The sequence below is a fragment of the Acinetobacter sp. V116_7 genome (genome assembly GCF_056735735.1).
Map to the genome: position 1 here is coordinate 50,702 of NZ_JBWZIF010000016.1, position 18,582 is coordinate 69,283.

Sequence of the window (18,582 nt, forward strand, 5' to 3'; positions counted from 1 at the left end):
GTAATTTTAACAAAAGCAAAGCTAACTTACTTGAGAGAAGTCGAAGAAGTATGTTCGTAAAAAGAGGTCAATTCAGAAGCTTGGAATTGCTCAACAGAACTTCCATTTAGAAAAGCGTAGGCGAAGTAAACCCCATTACACAAAACGAGTGCAATAAAAAGATAAGGCAACCCATGCTGAACCAGAAGGTTCTTCAACTGTGCCATTATTGTCTCTTTTCGCTTACTTTTACGCATTATTTAATAAGAAATTGAACCAATTCACATTTTGTTAGTTTATAACAAAACTGAAAAATAAAAAAGGCCAGTATTTTTACTGGCCTTTTTTTTCAAACTAAATATTGATTAGCGGTCGAACTTACGACGCGGTGGTTTATCATCAAAACTACGACGCGGACGATCTTCACCACCAAAGCTACGTTTTGGACGATCTTCACCAAACGCTGGACGTTCACCACGTGGTTTGTCATCGAAGCTACGACGTGGCTTATCGCTGAAACCGCCTTCACGACGTGGACGGTCTGAGTTGAACTCGCGACGCGGACGATCTTCACCACCGAACGCTGGACGTTCACCACGTGGTTTGTCATCAAAACTACGACGTGGACGATCTTCACCACCAAACGCTGGACGCTCGCCACGTGGTTTGTCATCAAAACTACGACGTGGACGATCTTCACCACCGAAGCTACGTTTTGGACGATCACCAAAACCACTTTCACGACGTGGTTTATAATCTACGCGATTACCACGGTTGTCATCATTCGAGTCAAAACGCGGTTTATCATTGAAACCACCTTCGCGACGCGGACGATCTGAACCGAACTCACGACGTGGACGATCTTCAAAACCACCTTCACGACGTGGACGGTCTGAATTGAACTCGCGACGTGGACGATCTTCACCACCAAATGCTGGACGCTCACCACGTGGTTTATCATCGAAGCTACGACGTGGACGGTCATCACGACCACCTTCACGGCGTTTGAAGTTGCTTTCGCCTTCAAAACGACGACCGCCACCGAAACCGCCGCCACCACGACGACCATCACGGCTACCGCCATTACCGCCACGACCACGACCACCGCCATCACGACCTGAACGAGCAGGAGGTGGAGATGGCTCTAAGCCTTCAATTTCAGAAACACTTAAACGCGCTTCTAAATATTCTTCAAGTGCACGAATCTTACCGCGTTCACGATAAGTCGCTAAAGTAATTGCTTGACCAGTACGACCAGCACGACCAGTACGACCAATACGGTGTACATAATCTTCATGCTTCATCGGAAGACCGAAGTTAATTACGTGAGAGATTGTCGGAACGTCAAGACCACGAGCAGCAACGTCAGTTGCAACTAAGATTTTTGCACGACCTTCACGAATACTACGTAAACGACGGTTACGAACTGTTTGTGGCATTGCACCATGAAGTGCAACTACAGAATGACCTGCTTCAGCAAGTTCTTCTGCCAACATATCTGTATCTTCTTGCGTACTAGCAAAAACAACAGCTTGATCTAAGTTTTCATCACTTAACCAATGGGTAAGTAATTTTTTCTTATGTTCGAAGCCATCAGTCCAATGCAATGTTTGTGTAATATCAGTATTGGTTGAATGACCTGTTTCAATTGCGATACGCATAGGATCTTTCATCATGCATGATGCAAGACGAATAATACGGTCAGCAAATGTTGCAGAGAACATTAATGTTTGTTTACGGTTAGCCGCTAATTCGCTAATTGCTTCTAAGTCTTCAGAGAAACCTAGATCAAGCATACGGTCTGCTTCATCAACGATTAAAGCATCTACTTGATCTAATTTAATTTGACGACGATTTACCAAGTCAAGTAAACGACCAGGTGTTGCAACAACAACTTGCGCGCCTTTTAATTGTTGAATTTGTTTTGCAAATGGCATACCACCCATAATGGCAGCAATACGAACACCTTTCATATGACGTACAAATGCAATTGCATCTTGACTTACTTGCTGAGCCAATTCACGAGTTGGTGAAATTACCAAGATATTCGGTTGAGTTACTGCTTTCATACGGTCTTTGAACGGTACAACAGTCTCTTGACCAGCTAAAGCATTTAATGTTGGGAGTAAGAATGCAGCAGTTTTACCAGAGCCAGTTTGGCTTGATACAAGAAGGTCTTTACCTTCTAAAGCAGCAGGAATTGCTTGTTCTTGCACAGGAGTCGGGGCAGTAAAACCTAAACCTTCAAGCGCTTGTTGTAAGGTTTCATGCAAAGAAAATTCGGCAAAAGTTTTGCTCATAGAGAGTTTCACCCTTGTGGGTGCTCCATTTTTAATAAATACAAAAAAATAGACATCGGCAAAAAGCGGCAAAGCAAAATTAGCTGAAACGTTTTTTCAGTAGCAATCCGAGTAACGACGATGTGGACTAAACGCACGCTTGATTACGGCCGAACCTGAAGAATCGCTGAGCGATTGGGGCGCAAGTAATGGTCCTCTCTATGGACAGCGTGCGCTTACAATGAATAGAACAGAATGTTCAGGTAATGAACGGAAATTTAAGTGCGTTGGCGGATTATAGCAGAAATAATTTAAAAGTCACCTGTTTTAATCAACTTTATGCATATTTCTTAAATTAACTTAATTTTACTCTTTATTTAAAACATAAAACCCTCTGATTACAGAGGGTTTTATTAATAATGAACCAAATTATTTTGCAGCTTTATCCCAAGCTGGAACAACTCTTTGCATTAAAGGTTTTAGCAATTTAAGCGAACATGCGAGTACTTGACCATTTTCAAGTGAATTATTACCACCACGCGCGTCAACAACTACACCGCCCGCTTCTTTAAGAATAAGTTCACCAGCAGCGATATCCCATGGCTTTAAACCAAGCTCAAAGAAACCATCAAAACGACCTGCAGCTACATACGCTAAATCTAGAGCAGCTGAACCACCACGACGGATTTGTGCGCCAGCTTCAGTAACAGCTAATAATGATGCGAAATGCTGCTCCGCATAAGATACGATTTCACCAGCACGTTTAGCGCGGTAAGGATGGCCTACTGCCAAGAATGTATTTTCTAAACTATCTTTTACATTTACACGAATACGGCGTTGATTCATAACTGCACCGCGACCACGGCTTGCAGAGAATAACTCATCACGTACTGGATCGTAGATTACGCCGTGTTGAGTAACACCTTTATGCTGAACTGCAATAGAAATACAGAAATGAGGGAAACCATTAATAAAGTTTTGTGTGCCATCAAGCGGGTCAATTACCCAGCACCACTCTGCATCATGGCCTTTGCCTTCTTGTAAACCAAACTCTTCACCTAAGAAGCTATGGTTTTTATAACTTTTACGCAACGTATCAATCGCTAACTGTTCTAAATAACGATCTACACGTGTTACTGGGCCATCAATGCCTTTCTCTTCAACTTGTAAATCGAGTTTATGACGATTTTGATGCGCTTTTAAAAGCTCTTGACCAACTGTTTGAGCCGCACGCGCAGCCATAACCACCATAGGTTCCATTGAACACCCACTAGACAAATTTGAAGATTTTGACAAAGAATAATGCATAAAAGCGCAAATATTTTAGCAAATATATGCGCTTTTAGGGGGAAAATGTTTCAAAAATTTTATTGCGGGTTAAACGACCTGGTTTAACTTGATCCAAACTTTCTCAATTGAGCTCAAAATACCCTTTGCATCTAGACCACAGTCTTGCAGCATTTGTCCATGTGAAGCCTGTTGTAAGAACAAATCTGGCAGGCCTAAATTAATGATAGGTTTCACAATTTGTTCTTGAACCATGAACTCATTTACCGCACTTCCCGCACCACCCATAATGGCATGCTCTTCAACAGTGACAAATAAATGTGTGTGCTCAGCCAAATCACGAATAATTTTTTCATCAAGTGGTTTCACAAAACGCATATTTACAACACGCACACCCACATCATGTTTTTGTGCAAATTGTTCAGCAGCTTCTATGGCAACCATAACGCGGCTACCAAATGCCAAAATTGTAATCTGTTCATCACAAGCAGATTTAATTTCAGCAACGACTTCAGCTTTTCCTAACTCAATAGCAGTCAACTCTTGCTGAATTTCAACACCTACACCTGCACCACGCGGGTAACGTACTGCCGCTGGTCCATTATAGACATAGGCTGTATGAAGCATCTGACGGCATTCATTTTCATCTTTTGGTGCCATGATGACCATGTTTGGCACTGTACGCATGTATGCATAATCATATGCACCTGCATGAGTTGGACCATCTTCACCAACCAAACCTGCACGGTCAATTCCGAAAGTCACATCAAGGTTTTGTAATGCGACATCATGAATAAGCTGATCATAACCACGCTGTAAGAATGTTGAGTAGATCGCAACAACAGGTTTTAAGCCTTCACAAGCCATTCCTGCTGCAAGTGTTACTGCATGCTGCTCAGCAATCGCAACATCAAAAAATCTCTGCGGAAATTCTTTAGCAAACTGAACCATCCCTGAGCCTTCACACATTGCTGGTGTGATCGCAAGTAGACGCTCATCTTGTGCTGCTTCATCACATAACCACTGACCAAATACATCAGAATATTTAGGTGGTGTTTTACCTGCTGAAGTTGCATTAATTTTGCTAATTGCATGGTAGGTAATCGGATCCGCTTCTGCTGGAGTGAAACCTTTACCTTTTTTAGTATAGACGTGGACTAAACGTGGGCCTTTACGCTTCTTGAGAGCATTAAATACTTGGGCCAGTTGATTTACGTCATGGCCATCGAATGGACCAAAATAATCAAAACCAATCGCTTTAAATAAATTGTCTGCCGCATCTGTTGCCGATTGATGTAAACGAGAGTTATAGGTCCATTTTGGATGTGGCTGAATGTAAGCCTCACCATGTTCATCTACATTTACTAAATGGCCTTTTTCCCAAATTGCAGCTAAATGTTTAGCAAAACCGCCTGTGCTACAAGAAATTGACATGTCATTGTCATTCAGCACAACAATTAAATCAGCATCATGTGCAACAGCGTCGTTCATGGCTTCAAACGCCATACCTGCTGTCATTGCACCATCACCAACAATACAAACGACTTCACATGGATCATTTTGATAGCGACGTGCTAACGACATTCCTAAACCAGCTGAAATTGCTGTTGATGAATGTCCTACGCCGAATGTATCAAAAACTGATTCTTCTCTGGCTGGAAATGCTGCTAAACCATTTTTAGAACGAATCGTGGTCATTTGCTCACGACGACCTGTCAGGACTTTATGCGGATACGCCTGGTGTCCCACATCCCAAACTAATCGGTCATTTGGTGTATTAAAGCAATAATGCAGCGCAACCGTCAGCTCAACCACGCCGAGATTAGCACCGAAATGGCCACCACTCTGGCCTGCTGCATATAAAATATATTGACGCAACTCATCAGCCACTTGAACCAATTGGCTATGCTCGAGCTGACGTAATTGTTGAGGATGATCAATTGCATCTAACAATGGCGTAACAGGGCGTTGAGTTGGAATTTCGGTATACAACATATGTGGCAAAGCCTTTATAAGCCTGGCAAATCCTAAGCTGGGTCAAAATGGGTCGATCATACAATCGAATGAAGTCACCTTCAACCAGCCACATTTGCGAACGAGGTCATGCAAAGCAGTCTCTCATACATCATGGGTATGGTTGGCAGATTATCCTGAATAATCTGACTATTTATCAACTATTATCGTCATCTTTATACAAAAAAGAAAACCTTAGTGTGCAAAATGATTATGACAATTCGACCAATCTCCCAGCATTACGCTATACTTTAAACCGTTTTCGGTTAAAAGATGAGTTAATCTGTGCCTATAGAGTTCATTGCAACATCAAAACTCCCGACCGCTTTTGGTGAATTCAATATTTCTGTGTTTCAAGATCCAGTATCAGGTGAAGAACATGTGGCACTTTCTAAAGGGTTAGAAAATCCACCTACAGGCCCTGTTTTGGTTCGTGTACATTCAGAATGTTTAACAGGTGATGCGTTTGCATCATTAAAATGCGACTGTGGTCCTCAATTGCAGGCAACTCAAAAGCTCATCAACGAGGCAGGCCAAGGCGTTATTTTATATTTACGTCAAGAAGGCCGTGGTATTGGGCTTACAAATAAAATTCGCGCCTATGCTTTACAAGATCAGGGTCATGACACCGTAGATGCTAATTTACTTTTAAATTTACCTGCCGATGCACGTCGTTACGACATGTGTAGCATCATGCTAGATCATTTAGAAGTAAAAGAAGTTAAATTAATTACCAATAATCCTTTGAAAATTCAGGCACTCAAAGATCAAGGAATTAATGTTGTTGACCGTGTTCCATTAACAGTTGGACGTAACCCTTTTAATGAACAATATTTAAAAACTAAACGTGAACGTATGGATCACCTTTACCAAAAAGATGATTTTTTAAAAAAATAAACATTAAGAAAGCAATCACAAGGGATTTTTGAGACATTTCTTAAAAATCCCTTACTTTTTTTATGGTTTTGTGTTTTGATGTATCTATCTCCTATCTCAATCATCTTTGAGGGTCATTATGCAACATCCGACTTCCACAGATATTCAACGTGTCCGCGAATTTCTCCTCGATTTACAAGCCCGTATATGTGCTGGTTTAGAACAACAAGAAAAAGCTGGTGGCGGTACGAGTGAATTTATTATTGATGATTGGGAACGTCCGGAAGGTGGTGGTGGACGTTCACGCGTACTGCAAAATGGTACAGTGATTGAAAAAGGTGGTGTGATGTTCTCTCACATCAACATTAGTAAACTGCCAGCTTCCGCTACAGAAAGACACCCTCAAATTGCTGGCGCTAAGGCTCAAGCACTGGGCGTTTCGTTAGTGATTCACCCTAAGAACCCGAACATTCCGACTTCTCATGCCAATGTACGTTTATTCGTTGCAGAGCCTGAAGGACAAGATCCAATTTGGTGGTTTGGCGGTGGTTTTGACTTAACGCCTTTTTATCCAGATGAGCAAGATGTTATCGATTGGCATCAAGCTGCACATGACCTATGCCAGCCTTTTGGCGACCATGTCTATGCTGAACATAAAAAATGGTGTGATGATTATTTCTATTTAAAACATCGTGATGAACAACGTGGTGTTGGTGGTTTATTTTTTGATGATCTCAATGGCTGGGATTTCGAAACTTGCTTTAAATATATTCAAGCTGTAGGTAATGGTTATTTAAATGCCATTCTGCCAATTTTTGAAAAACATCGTGAACAGCCGTATACAGAAGCTCAACGTGAGTTCCAAATTTACCGTCGCGGTAGATATGTCGAATACAACTTAGTGTACGACCGCGGAACATTGTTTGGCTTACAAACAGGTGGACGTATCGAATCTATTTTAGTCAGCCTCCCTAACCTTGCAGGTTGGTCGTATCGCCCAGAATGGGATGAAGATTCACCAGAGAAACGTTTAACTGACTATTACCTAAAACCACGTGACTGGTTAAATCTAAAAGAAAAAGTCGCTTAATTTTTTGCTTTTTGGAGATTCTTTGGCTTCCACCCTAGAGAATCTCCTTTTTTATTTTCACTTTTCTGAACCTCATTCAAATATTTTTTCTTATTCCAATTTGGCTTATAGTGAGGCCTGCTGAATATTCAGCACACGTTTTTAACTGCTTCATGCCATTTTAAAATTTTGGATATAAGAATGACCAAACAGTTTGCAGTAATTGGCAACCCGATCGAACAATCACGCTCTCCTGAATTGCATCATGCTTTCGCTGAAAAAACAGGTGTTGATCTCGACTATCAAAAACGTCTTGCCCCTCTTGATGGTTTTGAACCGAGTATGCGTAGTTTCTTTGCAAATGGTGGAAGTGGCATGAACGTTACCGTACCATTTAAAGAACAAGCTTTTGCTTTGTGTGATGTGTTAACCGAACGCGCTCAAATTGCGAAAGCGGTGAATACATTATGGATGCAAAATGGCAAATTGCATGGCGATAATACTGATGGTCAAGGCTTAGTGGCCGCAATTCAAGCCTTAGATTGGAACTTAGAAAATACAAATATTTTAATTTTAGGAGCTGGGGGTGCAACTCGTGGTGTTATTTATCCACTGGTACAAGCTGGTGCTAAGAAGATTGTGATTGCAAACCGTACTCTCGCTCGTGCAGAGCAACTTGTAGATGACTTAAAATTAGCAGTTCCTCAAGCTCAATTACAAGCAATTTCTCTAAGTGAGTTAGAAGGGAATTTTGACATTGTAATTAATGCAACTTCTGCAAGCCTTTCAGGTGATGCATTACAATTACCTGAAAATTTAGAGTTCAAATATGCCTATGAAATGGCTTATGGCAAGCCGTCTAGTTTCCTTGAGCAAGCTAAACAACGCAATGTACCTTATGCGGAAGGTTTTGGGATGTTAGTGGGTCAGGCTATTGAAGCCTTCTATATATGGAATGGTGTAAGACCTGAATTAAAAGATTTTCTATAAAACAAAAAAGAACCTACTTTAAGTAGGTTCTTTTTTGACTGCATTTATTATTTTTTGGTCACAACCATTTGCTGGTAAACATCTCGGAAAATCTCATAATCAATAAATTCATTATGTTCAGGTTTTAAATTCTGAATTGTTTTTTCCGTAAGTTGCTGTTTACGCGCAGCAGTATAAGCCTTACCTAAAATATCAGCTGTTTGCGACAACAATTGTTTTTCTTCAGCAGAAGCACCGTTTTGTTGTTCAAATTTTAATTGATATTGCTTCGAGAAAAGTTGCTCAGGCTGCTTATATTGTTTCTGTAATTTTTGCCATGCTTCACGCCCTGCCTCACCTTGTATTGTCGCAATCACAATATGGTCCACAGCACGACCTAAATCATTATCAAATTGCTCTTCTTGCTCAAGATGATGCTTTTTCTGCAATGCCTCAATACGCTCTAAAGCCTTACCTTGAGGATTATAAGTTTCTTCTTCAGAGAACCAGTAAGCATAAACTTCAGCAATTTCTTGCAACTGTTGAACTGAATAATAATGAATATATGACGGTTTTTCGGCAGTCAATTTTGCAATAAACACAGCTTTATACGTTTTGTCATAGGCACGTGTTGCATCATAAGTTTGGTTAGCCAATAGCGCCAGACTAGAATCTAAATCTTGTACATCGCTATGTAAGCCAACTGGATGCTCAGAAACATCACTCTGTCCAAGTTTTTCACTAAAGCCTTTTACGAAGTTTTCAAATAGCGAACCTTTGCTTGCTTCAGCAACTGATTTAGCTTGTTTAAGCTGCTGCTGGTCAATTGAAGTGGCTTTACCATAATTTAAAATTTGCATGTCCATTTTAATATTAAAGCGATGATTAAACTCGGCTGGTGTATATGCCACATCATAGTCTGCGTTAACTAAACGGCCTTTTTCATCAAGTCCAACATCAATCGTAATTGGATTTCTTTGTTTTGGTAAAGCTTGCTCAATCTCGGCTTTATGTTTTAACCATAAAACTTTAAATGCATCATCATTCACAAACTGGTTTTGATCATAAGCAGCAAAAGTTTGTTTTAGTGCAGCTTGACGAGCTTTCAACTGAGTTTTTTCGGTATTTACAGCGCTCTGATCAAGCACATTAATACCGTAAATTTGACAGTAATTAATATCACCTAAGGCAACTGGTTTCTTAAGAGACTGTAATTCAACACACTGCTCTTCTGTAAGTGTAGCCACTTCTTCATCTTGTGCAGTTGGTTCAGCATTTGCCACAGCAACGTCTTCGGCTTGAGCTGAATCAGAGGCTGCTTCTGCTGCTGCCACATCTTGAGCTGCGCTTGCTTGGTCTTCATCACCTTCCTCAGAAGCCAATGTATTGCCAAAATGAGCATTAATAAGTGAGTAGAGTTGCTGACTGACAGCCGCTGCATCTTCAGAAGAAACCTTCTGCCCCTCAGCACCAGTCACCTTTTTCTTAGCTTCAGAAGCAGCAAGTTCAGTTGCTATAGATTCGGCAACCTTTTGGTCATCAAATCCTAAAACATTTTTTTGCAAATATTTTTCATTGACTTGACCATAGAGTTCCGATTGCAGCAATAACTCTTCGACCGTATCTTTTAAACGAATTTTTTCTACAATTCCGGCTTTACGGTCAGCATCGGTAATGGGTAAACGCTGTAAATTTTGTGGTTCAGCCAAACGATAAGATACCGCGCTAGAAGCTTTTGCATATTCAACAAACTTTTTCATATCGACGTTTGTAAACAGATTTTTATACTTTGAAAAATCGACATACGCCAAGTTATTTTGATTGTCTTTATTTACTAGATAAGGCATTAATCCGAAATAATTAACGTAAAATTTATAGTCTTTCAGATCAAGTACCATTGGCAATTTTGCCTGTACCAGTAAGGTCGGTTTCTCATATCTTGCAGTGAGATTTAACGACCCCATTTTTTGACGGTAATGAACTGAACCATCGTAACTAAATTGGAAATCATTTAATAAATTAATTAATACGGCATTTACTTTTTCTGAACGTGATTCGTCAGATACACCCGAAACAGATTGCTCATTTGCAATTGCAGCATAAAGCGCCTGCTTCTGTTTTTTATTCAAATTAGTTTTTTGTTCACGTAAATATTGATCTACTTTTTTTTGCACTCCAGCATCAAGCTGAGCCGTTTTCTCTACAGTACTGATTTTCTTAGGCTGATTTGGATCAACATTAACTTTAAAATGCCCGCGGTAGTCATAGCTTGGGTATTCATACATTGCATTCATACCCTGAATGACTTTTTGATCTAAGTTGGCAGATGCCACTGATGGACGTAGGTTATGCTGCGCACATGCGGTCAAACCCAAACTAAATAAACATAAACTGAGATATTTTAAATGCATAACCTTTTTTAAAACCTTATAGCTTTATCTTTTTAGCAAAACTTGCTAAAAATAAAAAATAGTTGTTTTTTCACATAAAAGTATAAGTCCTGAATGTAGCAGAAAATGTATTTTCGGGTGTATTTATTTTCGACAAAATTCGCTTTTCTGACATTTCTTTCGGATGTGATTATCATTGTATTTTTATCAGGTGAGTGAATAATCAAATCATCGATTCAGATAATCCCACAATGATTCAAAATTAGGATTAAAGCCATGCCAGCATATAAAGCCCCGCTACATGATATTCGTTTCTTAATGAATGAAGTATTAGATTACCCTGCTCACTATAAAACTTTATCAAATGGTGAAAATGCAGATCCAGATACAGTTGATATGATTCTTGAAGGTGCGGCAGATTATTGTGAAAACGTATTGTCGCCACTTAACCAGTCTGGTGATGAAGAAGGTTGCCATTTTGACAATGGTGAAGTGAGAACGCCTAAAGGCTTTAAAGAAGCTTATGACCAATTCGTAATGGGCGGTTGGCAAGGTCTTTCTTATCCTGAAGAATTTGGTGGTCAAGGCCTACCAATGTCATTAAATCTGATTAAATCAGAAATGATGGGTACTGCAAACTGGTCATTTACGATGTACCCTGGCTTAAGTTCGGGTTGTATGAATACTATCTTGCAATTCGGTACTGATGAGCAAAAACAAACCTATATGCCTAAACTTGTTGAAGGAACTTGGAGCGGCACAATGTGCTTAACCGAACCTCAATGTGGTACAGACTTAGGACAAGTTAAAACTAAAGCTGAACCTCAAGCAGATGGCACTTATAAAATCTCTGGTACAAAAATCTTCATTTCTGCCGGTGAACATGACTTAACTGAAAATATTATTCACATCGTACTTGCACGTCTTCCAGATGCTCCTGCTGGTACTCGTGGTATTTCATTATTTATCGTACCTAAATTCATCCCTACTGCTGATGGCAGTATTGGTGAGCGTAATACAGTCGCTTGTGGTTCAATTGAACACAAAATGGGGATCCGAGCTTCTGCTACTGCGGTGCTGAACTTTGATAATGCAACTGGTTATTTAATCGGTGAAGTGAACAAAGGCCTACATGCAATGTTTACCTTCATGAACACAGCACGTATTGGTACTGCTGTTCAAGGTATTGCACATGCCGAGTTATCTTATCAAGGTGCGTTACCTTATGCGAAAGACCGTATGTCTATGCGTGCGCTTTCTGGTAAGAAAGATCCAGATAAAGTTGCTGACGCAATCATTCATCATGCTGACGTACGCCGCCTATTGTTGACTCAAAAAGCAATTGCTGAAGGTGGTCGTTCAATGATCTATCATGCTGCAAAACTTGCAGACAAAATGACAGATGCATTAACACGTGGCGACCAAGCTGCTTACGAAGACTATGATGACAAACTTGGTTTCTATACTCCGATTTTAAAAGGTTTCTTGACTGAACTTGGTTTAGAAGCTGCAAATAACGGTATGCAAGTTTACGGCGGCCACGGCTACATCAAAGAGTGGGGTATGGAACAAATCGCTCGTGATGCTCGTATTTCAACGCTATACGAGGGTACAACAGGCATTCAAGCACTTGACTTGATTGGTCGTAAAGTATTGCTTAGCTCAAAAGGTAAAGTGGTTCGTGACTACACTGCTGAAATCTTAAAATTCTGTGCTGCGCACGCACGTAATAAATACTTACGTCGTTTTGCTTGGGACTTAACTAAGCTTTGTGCTCAATGGAATACTTTAACTGTTCGTATCATGCTTGCTGCACGTAAAGACCGTGACATCGTATCTTCTGCTTCTGTAGACTTTTTAATGTTCTCAGGTTACGTAATGATGGCTTACTTCTGGGCGCAACAAGCAGTCATTGCTTCTGAAAAACTTGAAGCAGGTGACGGTGCAGAAACGCCTGAATTCTATAAAGCTAAAATCAAAGTTGCAGACTTCTACTTTGACCGTATGCTGCCTCGTACTCAAGGTCATGCAGAGTCGATGGTGACAAGCTCTCGCACATTAACATCATTACCCGTTGAACACTTTAGCTTCGACTACTAATGATTTTTTAAATTGAGAAACGAAAAGAGCGCAATTCATATTGCGCTCTTTTTTATTCAAGTAGTATTTATTCTTTAGTTAATACATAAGCCTGATTTGGAACAAAATAGTTTTGCTCTAAAAATTCACGATTTTTACCATAATCGCTATAAAATAGTTTTTCCAGATTCATAACCAATCTTTTATTTGAATCAAAATTAAAATAAAAATTAACTTTAGATAAAGGACATTGAATGGTTAACTCATGCTCTTTTTCATCTACCTTCCAATTTAAAGAAGGACATAATTCATTTACAGCGGCACTTTTAGCCCCATCTTTACTTCCCACACGGCCAAAATGAATAACATTCCAATAAGCCGATCCATTGGGTAATAAATTTAAAATGTACTCTGCTTCGCCCGATTCACAATCAGCAAAAGCATCCTCACATGAAATTCGGGTATGATATCGCCCTACATATTGCAATAAGGTTCCGCTTAACTTTTTAGCTTGATCTAAGTTTTCTTCGGGTAAAAAAGTACGGCCTGCCACATAATCTAATGTTTTTGTAGATGTACTATTTTTTATTAGATTTTCTTCATGCGTAGAATTAGAGCTGGCACTAGAGTGATCTTTTGAGTTGGCATGGTTTATATCGCAAGCACTCAGTGTCAGGCACATCATAGCCCCTACAACTAAATACTTAACTAAAAAACTAGACCGCTTCAAAGACATATACATTATTCACAGATAACAGCAACCGCCATGTTTATATTCATTTCAGGCATTAACCAATTGCTGTAATAACCCCTTAAGCCCTGAAAAGGTGCATTTTAGTTGATGTTGGTTTCCTTCATCCCAATCCTTTACATATTTTAACCAATTTACTTTTGAGAGGACTTTAAACCCGTTATTTCGCCTCCATATTTTTATTAAGCAAGAGCACAATAGCTTCTTGTAATTATTTATCTTTAAGGAGAATTAGATGGCCAGTTCTGGTTTATATCGCTCGAACCGACACAGCATGATCGCCGGTGTAATGGGTGGTATTGCTGAACGTTTTGGTTGGAACGTAACTTTACTACGTGTCATTTTTGTTTTGATCTCAGTTATGAGTGCGGCCTTTCCAGGAATTTTAGTTTATCTGGTTTTATGGTTAGTCATTCCGAAAAAACAGCCAGAGCATATTGAAGGCTATCGACAATCCGTTCGAACAGTAAATGAAGAACAAGTACGTTAATTAATAATTTTGGTCGCTACGGTTGCATCCCCTAATCAACCGTAGCTTTTTTTATTCTAAAAAATTATAGCTTTTGATTTAACTGTTGCTGTAATGCAGCAATCATATCTGCGCGGCTAATCATTCCTACGAGCTTACGCTCTTCAACCACAGGAATGTAGTTAAAAGACTTTTCAACAAAGTATGGCACCAAATCTTGAATAGGTTGAGTTGGCAGTACCGTGACCACTCGACGACTCATAATTTGTTTCACATAGTGCTGCCAAGAGTTTCTTGGATCTGCTGCACCCTTAAACCACTCAACAACTTCATATAACGCTAAAGTTCCCACCAAATGGTTTTCTGTATTTACAACAGGTAGGCTCATCAAGTTCACTTGTTTAAATTTATCGAGCGCCTGATGAATGTCGTCATCTTCATGTAGTTTGATGACATCACGACTCATAATATCCTGACAGATATATTGATTTACCATACGCTCATTGGCATGTTCCTGAGCCTCTAAAATGATCTTTTCTAAATCATACTGACTAATATCTAAAAGCTCTGTGTGATGCCCTAATGCATACTCAATGTCTTTGGGTTGAATAGATACTTTTTGAGTCGGTGTAGGGTCTTTACTGCGGTCATTAAGATGAGCAGTAACTGGATAATGCCGCCCAATTAATCTATTAAAAAAGATAGCGAAACCAAGTAAAAGTAACGAGTTGAGTAAAACTGGATAAAAAATAAAATAAAAGCCTAATTTATGAATTGCAGCACCGCCCAACACAGCCGTAATTGCGACTGCACCACTCGGCGGGTGTAAAGAGTCGGTTGTCATCATTAAAAATATGGCAAAACCTACTGCGACACTAAAAGCTGTAGTTAAATCAGGAATCCACTGCGCACAGGCAACACCAATAATTCCAGCTAAAGTATTACCAACAATCACATTCCATGGTTGAGCCAAGGGACTAGTCGGCACAGCAAACAATAGAACAGATGAGGCGCCCATTGGAGCGATGTACCAAGCATTAATTCCACCCAGAACATACCAGCTAATTAAGGAAGAAATTGCTAAACCACACAACGCTCCAATACCGCAAAGTAACCGTTCCTTTAAAGGTAAAACCTTAAAATTTGGCTTTAAAATCTGTAACCATTCTCGCTGTATAACACTCACAGTACACCTTTAGGGATATGCCGTTATTTATAACGGGCAAAAGTATACGCCCAAAGCCACATAAAGTGCATTTAAATTATATCTTTCAAGAATAAGAAAACCGGCTGAACTATTTTTTATGATTTTAAAACTTTAATATTCCATCAATTTTTCATTTAAGTAACGCCAGTAACGTTTTGGTAAATATTGCACATGAAGTTTTATATTTTGACGTTCTGCAATATTTACGCTGTTAAAATAATCCTTCCAAAGCTGGTCATATAAACCTTCCTGTTCATCCAGCTCAAGCTGAAACCTTTGACTCATCCCATTTTTTAAATTACGGTCAACTTTAGAAGCTTCGAGTGAAACTTCATGTATTTCACGTAAATCATAATAAATTCCAAACTTGCGTTGCTCGTCATAAATCAGCCAACGTTGATCTTGATAACGCCGTTTAAAATGGGGCTGAATAAGCGGTAAAACATTAAAATCTGGACGAACTAAACTTAAAAAAAGCTCATCTTTGGTTTTCTTAAAACGAATAAAAGCCTCCAACCGATGCTTCTCTCGCCCGACCTTTTTTGTCCACTGTGCAATTGCCAGAACACTGGGATGTGAATAATCTTTTTCTACAGAAGAATGACTACTAAACACATAAATACAGTAATTAAATAAATGCTGATAGGCATCTAAAGATTCAGACAAATAAGCAAAATAAAATTGTTTTAACGAAGAAGATGAAAGCTTTTTTTGTAGCGCGGACCAAACACGTTCAGCATGCTGCTCATTATTTGAAACCTCAATTTTATCGGCAAATAAGCCATGTTGAGCCGCATCATTTAAACAGAGCCTGACCTGCAATTCTTTAAATTGAAATGCACGAAAAACACAGCTCAGTAGTCCCACCATTGAACCATCAAAATAGTAAGCCACTTCCTCATTAAACATGATTAAAACCCAAGGCTTAATTGTGGCGAGAGTTGCTGCACATATTTCGAAGATCCCTGCGTTAAAATCTGCTGTCGAATATAGCCAGAAGATAGTTCCTTTTGGAACTTTGGGCTGTCTTCACAGCGAATAAAGAATTTTGCACGCTGATAAGCTACGCCAAGTTTTTTAAGTAAATCGATATGGATTTTTCCAAAACGGCGAGCCTGAACAATTTTCTTCGCCGATTTCACTCCAATACCCGGCACACGCAAAATCATTTGATAATCGGCACGATTTAAGTCTACTGGAAACTGTTCAGGATGCCTCAAAGCCCAGCTTAATTTCGGGTCAACATCCAAATCTAAATTCGGGTGTTTTTCATTGACGATTTCATTGACCTGAAAACCATAAAAACGCATCAGCCAATCGCTTTGATAGAGTCGATTTTCACGAAGCAACGGCGGTGCAGAACCCACTGCTGGCAAGTAATTATTTTCGGTATTAATTGGAATATAGCCAGAGAAATAGACACGTTTGAGTTTAAATTCCTTATAGTGCTTATCTGCCATAAACAAGACATCTTGGTCTGACTCTTGATGTGCTCCCACTACCATCTGCGTAGTCTGTCCTGCTGGTACATATTTCGGCACATGCTTAATGATTTGGCGTTCATCTTTAAGCTGAATGAGCCTGTCACGGACCAAACCTAAATCTTTTTGCACTTCCTGATGTGATTTTTCTGGTGCAAAAGTTTTTAGGCCAACCTCGGTAGGCATCTCTAAATTAATACTCATACGGTCAGCATATAAACCTGCTTCATGAATCAGTTCAGGCGATGCTCCCGGAATGGTTTTTAGATGAATATAGCCATTAAAGTTTTCTTCAAGACGCAACTTTTTCACGACTTGAAGCATACGCTCCATCGTGTGATCGGCCGATTTAAAAATACCTGAGCTTAAAAATAACCCTTCGATATAATTACGGCGGTAAAAATTAATAGTTAAATCTACAACCTCTTGTACCGTAAATGCTGCACGCTGGACATCATTAGAACGACGTGAAACGCAATAGGCGCAGTCAAAAATACACACATTACTAAATAGAATTTTTAAGAGAGATACACAGCGGCCATCTTCAGTATAGCTATGGCAAATTCCTGAATGACTGGCATCACCTAGGCCTTTATCTTTGTTTTTACGGTCACTGCCACTTGATGAACAAGACACATCATATTTGGCAGCATCGGCAAGAATCTGTAGTTTTTCTCGAATGCGATCAGACATATCAAACGACTCATTTATGGCATCGTTTAAAAAATATCATTTTGTATTCTTAAATTTAATCCAGTGAAGTACGCTCAGCGTCATGAGGTGACGTTTAAAATAATCCATCTTAATTAACGTATTCTTCTAGCTGCTTTACACGCTCGGCATACTCTTGCATTGGGCAATATGAATACATCGGTGAGCCAATGTATGAGCCTGCATTACTACATTCCTGATCTACATAAGCTTTCCAAAGTCGCTGAGATTTTAAAATATCTTGGTAACGCTCTGGCTGTTTGTATTCTTCGCTTTGTGTACCAATTTGATCAATGAGAGCAACAATTTTTTCCTCATAAATCTTTTTTACTTGTTCAGAACAGCTATGCACGACCATGTTATTAATGCTTTCAAGCTTCATTTCTTTAATGGTCTGATCTACACATTGATTGTATTCATCTTGCTCATCAGTTTCGGTTTGCGCGTAAAGCCACGGACTACAGAAAAGGCTGGATAAAACAATAAGTTTGCAGCAAAATTTCAACATAACTTCTTCTCGATTCTATAATTTTTAATATGCTTCAATATAACAAAAATTCTATAACGGTTGCTTATCAGTCTAAATTCACAGAACAGAACATCAACATTGAATGAACGCTCAGCTAATTGAATATAAAATCCTTATAAGCAGAACTATATTAATTAAATACTTTTATTTGATCGCATTCTTAAATACATTAATTTGCATTCATGTTATATAGTTATAAAAATCAAATTTACATTGATTTATATGAAGAACGCTATCTTTAATAATTTAAAAATCTTCATTCAAAATTTAGATCCAGATAAAGATCAAATTTGGCATTGTCTAATCATGACACCAATCCACCTATATATTATTGCTTTATTCCTATTATTAGGCCACATAACTATCTACGGAAGATTTGCTTTTGGAACTATAGGAGATATTCCTATAATTTTGCTTTTTATGACAGTAATTTATTACGTATTAGTTTTTATACCTGCATATTTTTTACAATTATTCTTGTTGAAATTCAATT

At 39.1% G+C, this 18,582-nt stretch carries 15 protein-coding genes; 5 read left to right on the forward strand and 10 right to left on the reverse strand.

The features are described 5' to 3' along the window. Positions 1-26: 26 nt before the first annotated feature. From AC1PJP_RS07610 to dxs, 4 genes are all read right to left on the reverse strand, one after another. Positions 27-236: a hypothetical protein gene (locus tag AC1PJP_RS07610; RefSeq protein WP_192835015.1), complete on the reverse strand. Its 210-nt coding sequence runs from the start codon at positions 234-236 to the stop codon at positions 27-29. Between the two features lie 108 nt (positions 237-344). Beyond that, on the reverse strand, positions 345-2,279 hold the full coding sequence (locus tag AC1PJP_RS07615; protein WP_013196768.1) for a DEAD/DEAH box helicase: 1,935 nt from the start codon (positions 2,277-2,279) through the stop codon (positions 345-347). 408 nt (positions 2,280-2,687) lie between these two features. Further along, complete coding sequence (locus AC1PJP_RS07620) at positions 2,688-3,518, reverse strand: inositol monophosphatase family protein (RefSeq protein ID WP_479766755.1); 831 nt, start codon at positions 3,516-3,518, stop codon at positions 2,688-2,690. A gap of 117 nt (positions 3,519-3,635) precedes the next feature. Further along, positions 3,636-5,540, reverse strand: coding sequence for a 1-deoxy-D-xylulose-5-phosphate synthase (dxs, locus tag AC1PJP_RS07625; protein ID WP_479766756.1), 1,905 nt, complete (start codon positions 5,538-5,540; stop codon positions 3,636-3,638). Between the two features lie 303 nt (positions 5,541-5,843). Here dxs and ribA point away from each other — a divergent pair, with 303 nt between their 5' ends. The 3 genes from ribA (at position 5,844) to aroE (ending at position 8,493) form a co-directional block, all read left to right on the forward strand. Beyond that, entirely contained in the window at positions 5,844-6,455 is a 612-nt protein-coding gene (gene ribA, locus AC1PJP_RS07630) for a GTP cyclohydrolase II (protein WP_005301174.1), read from the forward strand. A gap of 118 nt (positions 6,456-6,573) precedes the next feature. After that, the gene (gene hemF, locus AC1PJP_RS07635) at positions 6,574-7,524 is read left to right on the forward strand and encodes an oxygen-dependent coproporphyrinogen oxidase (protein WP_005301171.1); all 951 of its coding nucleotides are present in this window, start codon (positions 6,574-6,576) and stop codon (positions 7,522-7,524) included. A 180-nt stretch (positions 7,525-7,704) separates the two neighbouring features. Beyond that, the gene (aroE, locus tag AC1PJP_RS07640) at positions 7,705-8,493 is read left to right on the forward strand and encodes a shikimate dehydrogenase (protein WP_479766757.1); all 789 of its coding nucleotides are present in this window, start codon (positions 7,705-7,707) and stop codon (positions 8,491-8,493) included. 47 nt (positions 8,494-8,540) lie between these two features. On the opposite strand, the gene AC1PJP_RS07645 is transcribed toward aroE, so the two are convergent. After that, entirely contained in the window at positions 8,541-10,883 is a 2,343-nt protein-coding gene (locus tag AC1PJP_RS07645) for a hypothetical protein (RefSeq protein WP_479766758.1), read from the reverse strand. Between the two features lie 255 nt (positions 10,884-11,138). Here AC1PJP_RS07645 and AC1PJP_RS07650 point away from each other — a divergent pair, with 255 nt between their 5' ends. Next, positions 11,139-12,962, forward strand: a complete 1,824-nt coding sequence (locus AC1PJP_RS07650) for an acyl-CoA dehydrogenase C-terminal domain-containing protein (RefSeq protein ID WP_479766759.1) — start codon at positions 11,139-11,141, stop codon at positions 12,960-12,962. A 67-nt stretch (positions 12,963-13,029) separates the two neighbouring features. Here the strand turns inward: AC1PJP_RS07650 and AC1PJP_RS07655 are convergent, their stop codons facing one another. Then, positions 13,030-13,677 carry a hypothetical protein gene (locus AC1PJP_RS07655; protein WP_151821445.1) on the reverse strand — a complete coding sequence of 216 codons (648 nt, stop codon included), beginning with the start codon at positions 13,675-13,677 and terminating at the stop codon, positions 13,030-13,032. Between the two features lie 250 nt (positions 13,678-13,927). On the opposite strand from AC1PJP_RS07655, the gene AC1PJP_RS07660 reads away from it, so the two are divergent. Continuing rightward, positions 13,928-14,182, forward strand: a complete 255-nt coding sequence (locus tag AC1PJP_RS07660; protein WP_004789692.1) for a PspC domain-containing protein — start codon at positions 13,928-13,930, stop codon at positions 14,180-14,182. 64 nt (positions 14,183-14,246) lie between these two features. On the opposite strand, the gene AC1PJP_RS07665 is transcribed toward AC1PJP_RS07660, so the two are convergent. The 4 genes from AC1PJP_RS07665 to AC1PJP_RS07680 form a co-directional block, all read right to left on the reverse strand. Next, positions 14,247-15,347 (reverse strand): HPP family protein, encoded by a 1,101-nt coding sequence (locus AC1PJP_RS07665; RefSeq protein WP_479766760.1) that lies wholly within the window; start codon positions 15,345-15,347, stop codon positions 14,247-14,249. A gap of 132 nt (positions 15,348-15,479) precedes the next feature. Further along, the gene (locus tag AC1PJP_RS07670; protein ID WP_479766761.1) at positions 15,480-16,277 is read right to left on the reverse strand and encodes a TIGR03915 family putative DNA repair protein; all 798 of its coding nucleotides are present in this window, start codon (positions 16,275-16,277) and stop codon (positions 15,480-15,482) included. A 2-nt stretch (positions 16,278-16,279) separates the two neighbouring features. Further along, on the reverse strand, positions 16,280-17,542 hold the full coding sequence (locus tag AC1PJP_RS07675) for a putative DNA modification/repair radical SAM protein (RefSeq protein ID WP_063097816.1): 1,263 nt from the start codon (positions 17,540-17,542) through the stop codon (positions 16,280-16,282). A gap of 109 nt (positions 17,543-17,651) precedes the next feature. Then, positions 17,652-18,068, reverse strand: a complete 417-nt coding sequence (locus AC1PJP_RS07680; protein WP_479766762.1) for a lysozyme inhibitor LprI family protein — start codon at positions 18,066-18,068, stop codon at positions 17,652-17,654. Positions 18,069-18,582 lie beyond the last annotated feature (514 nt).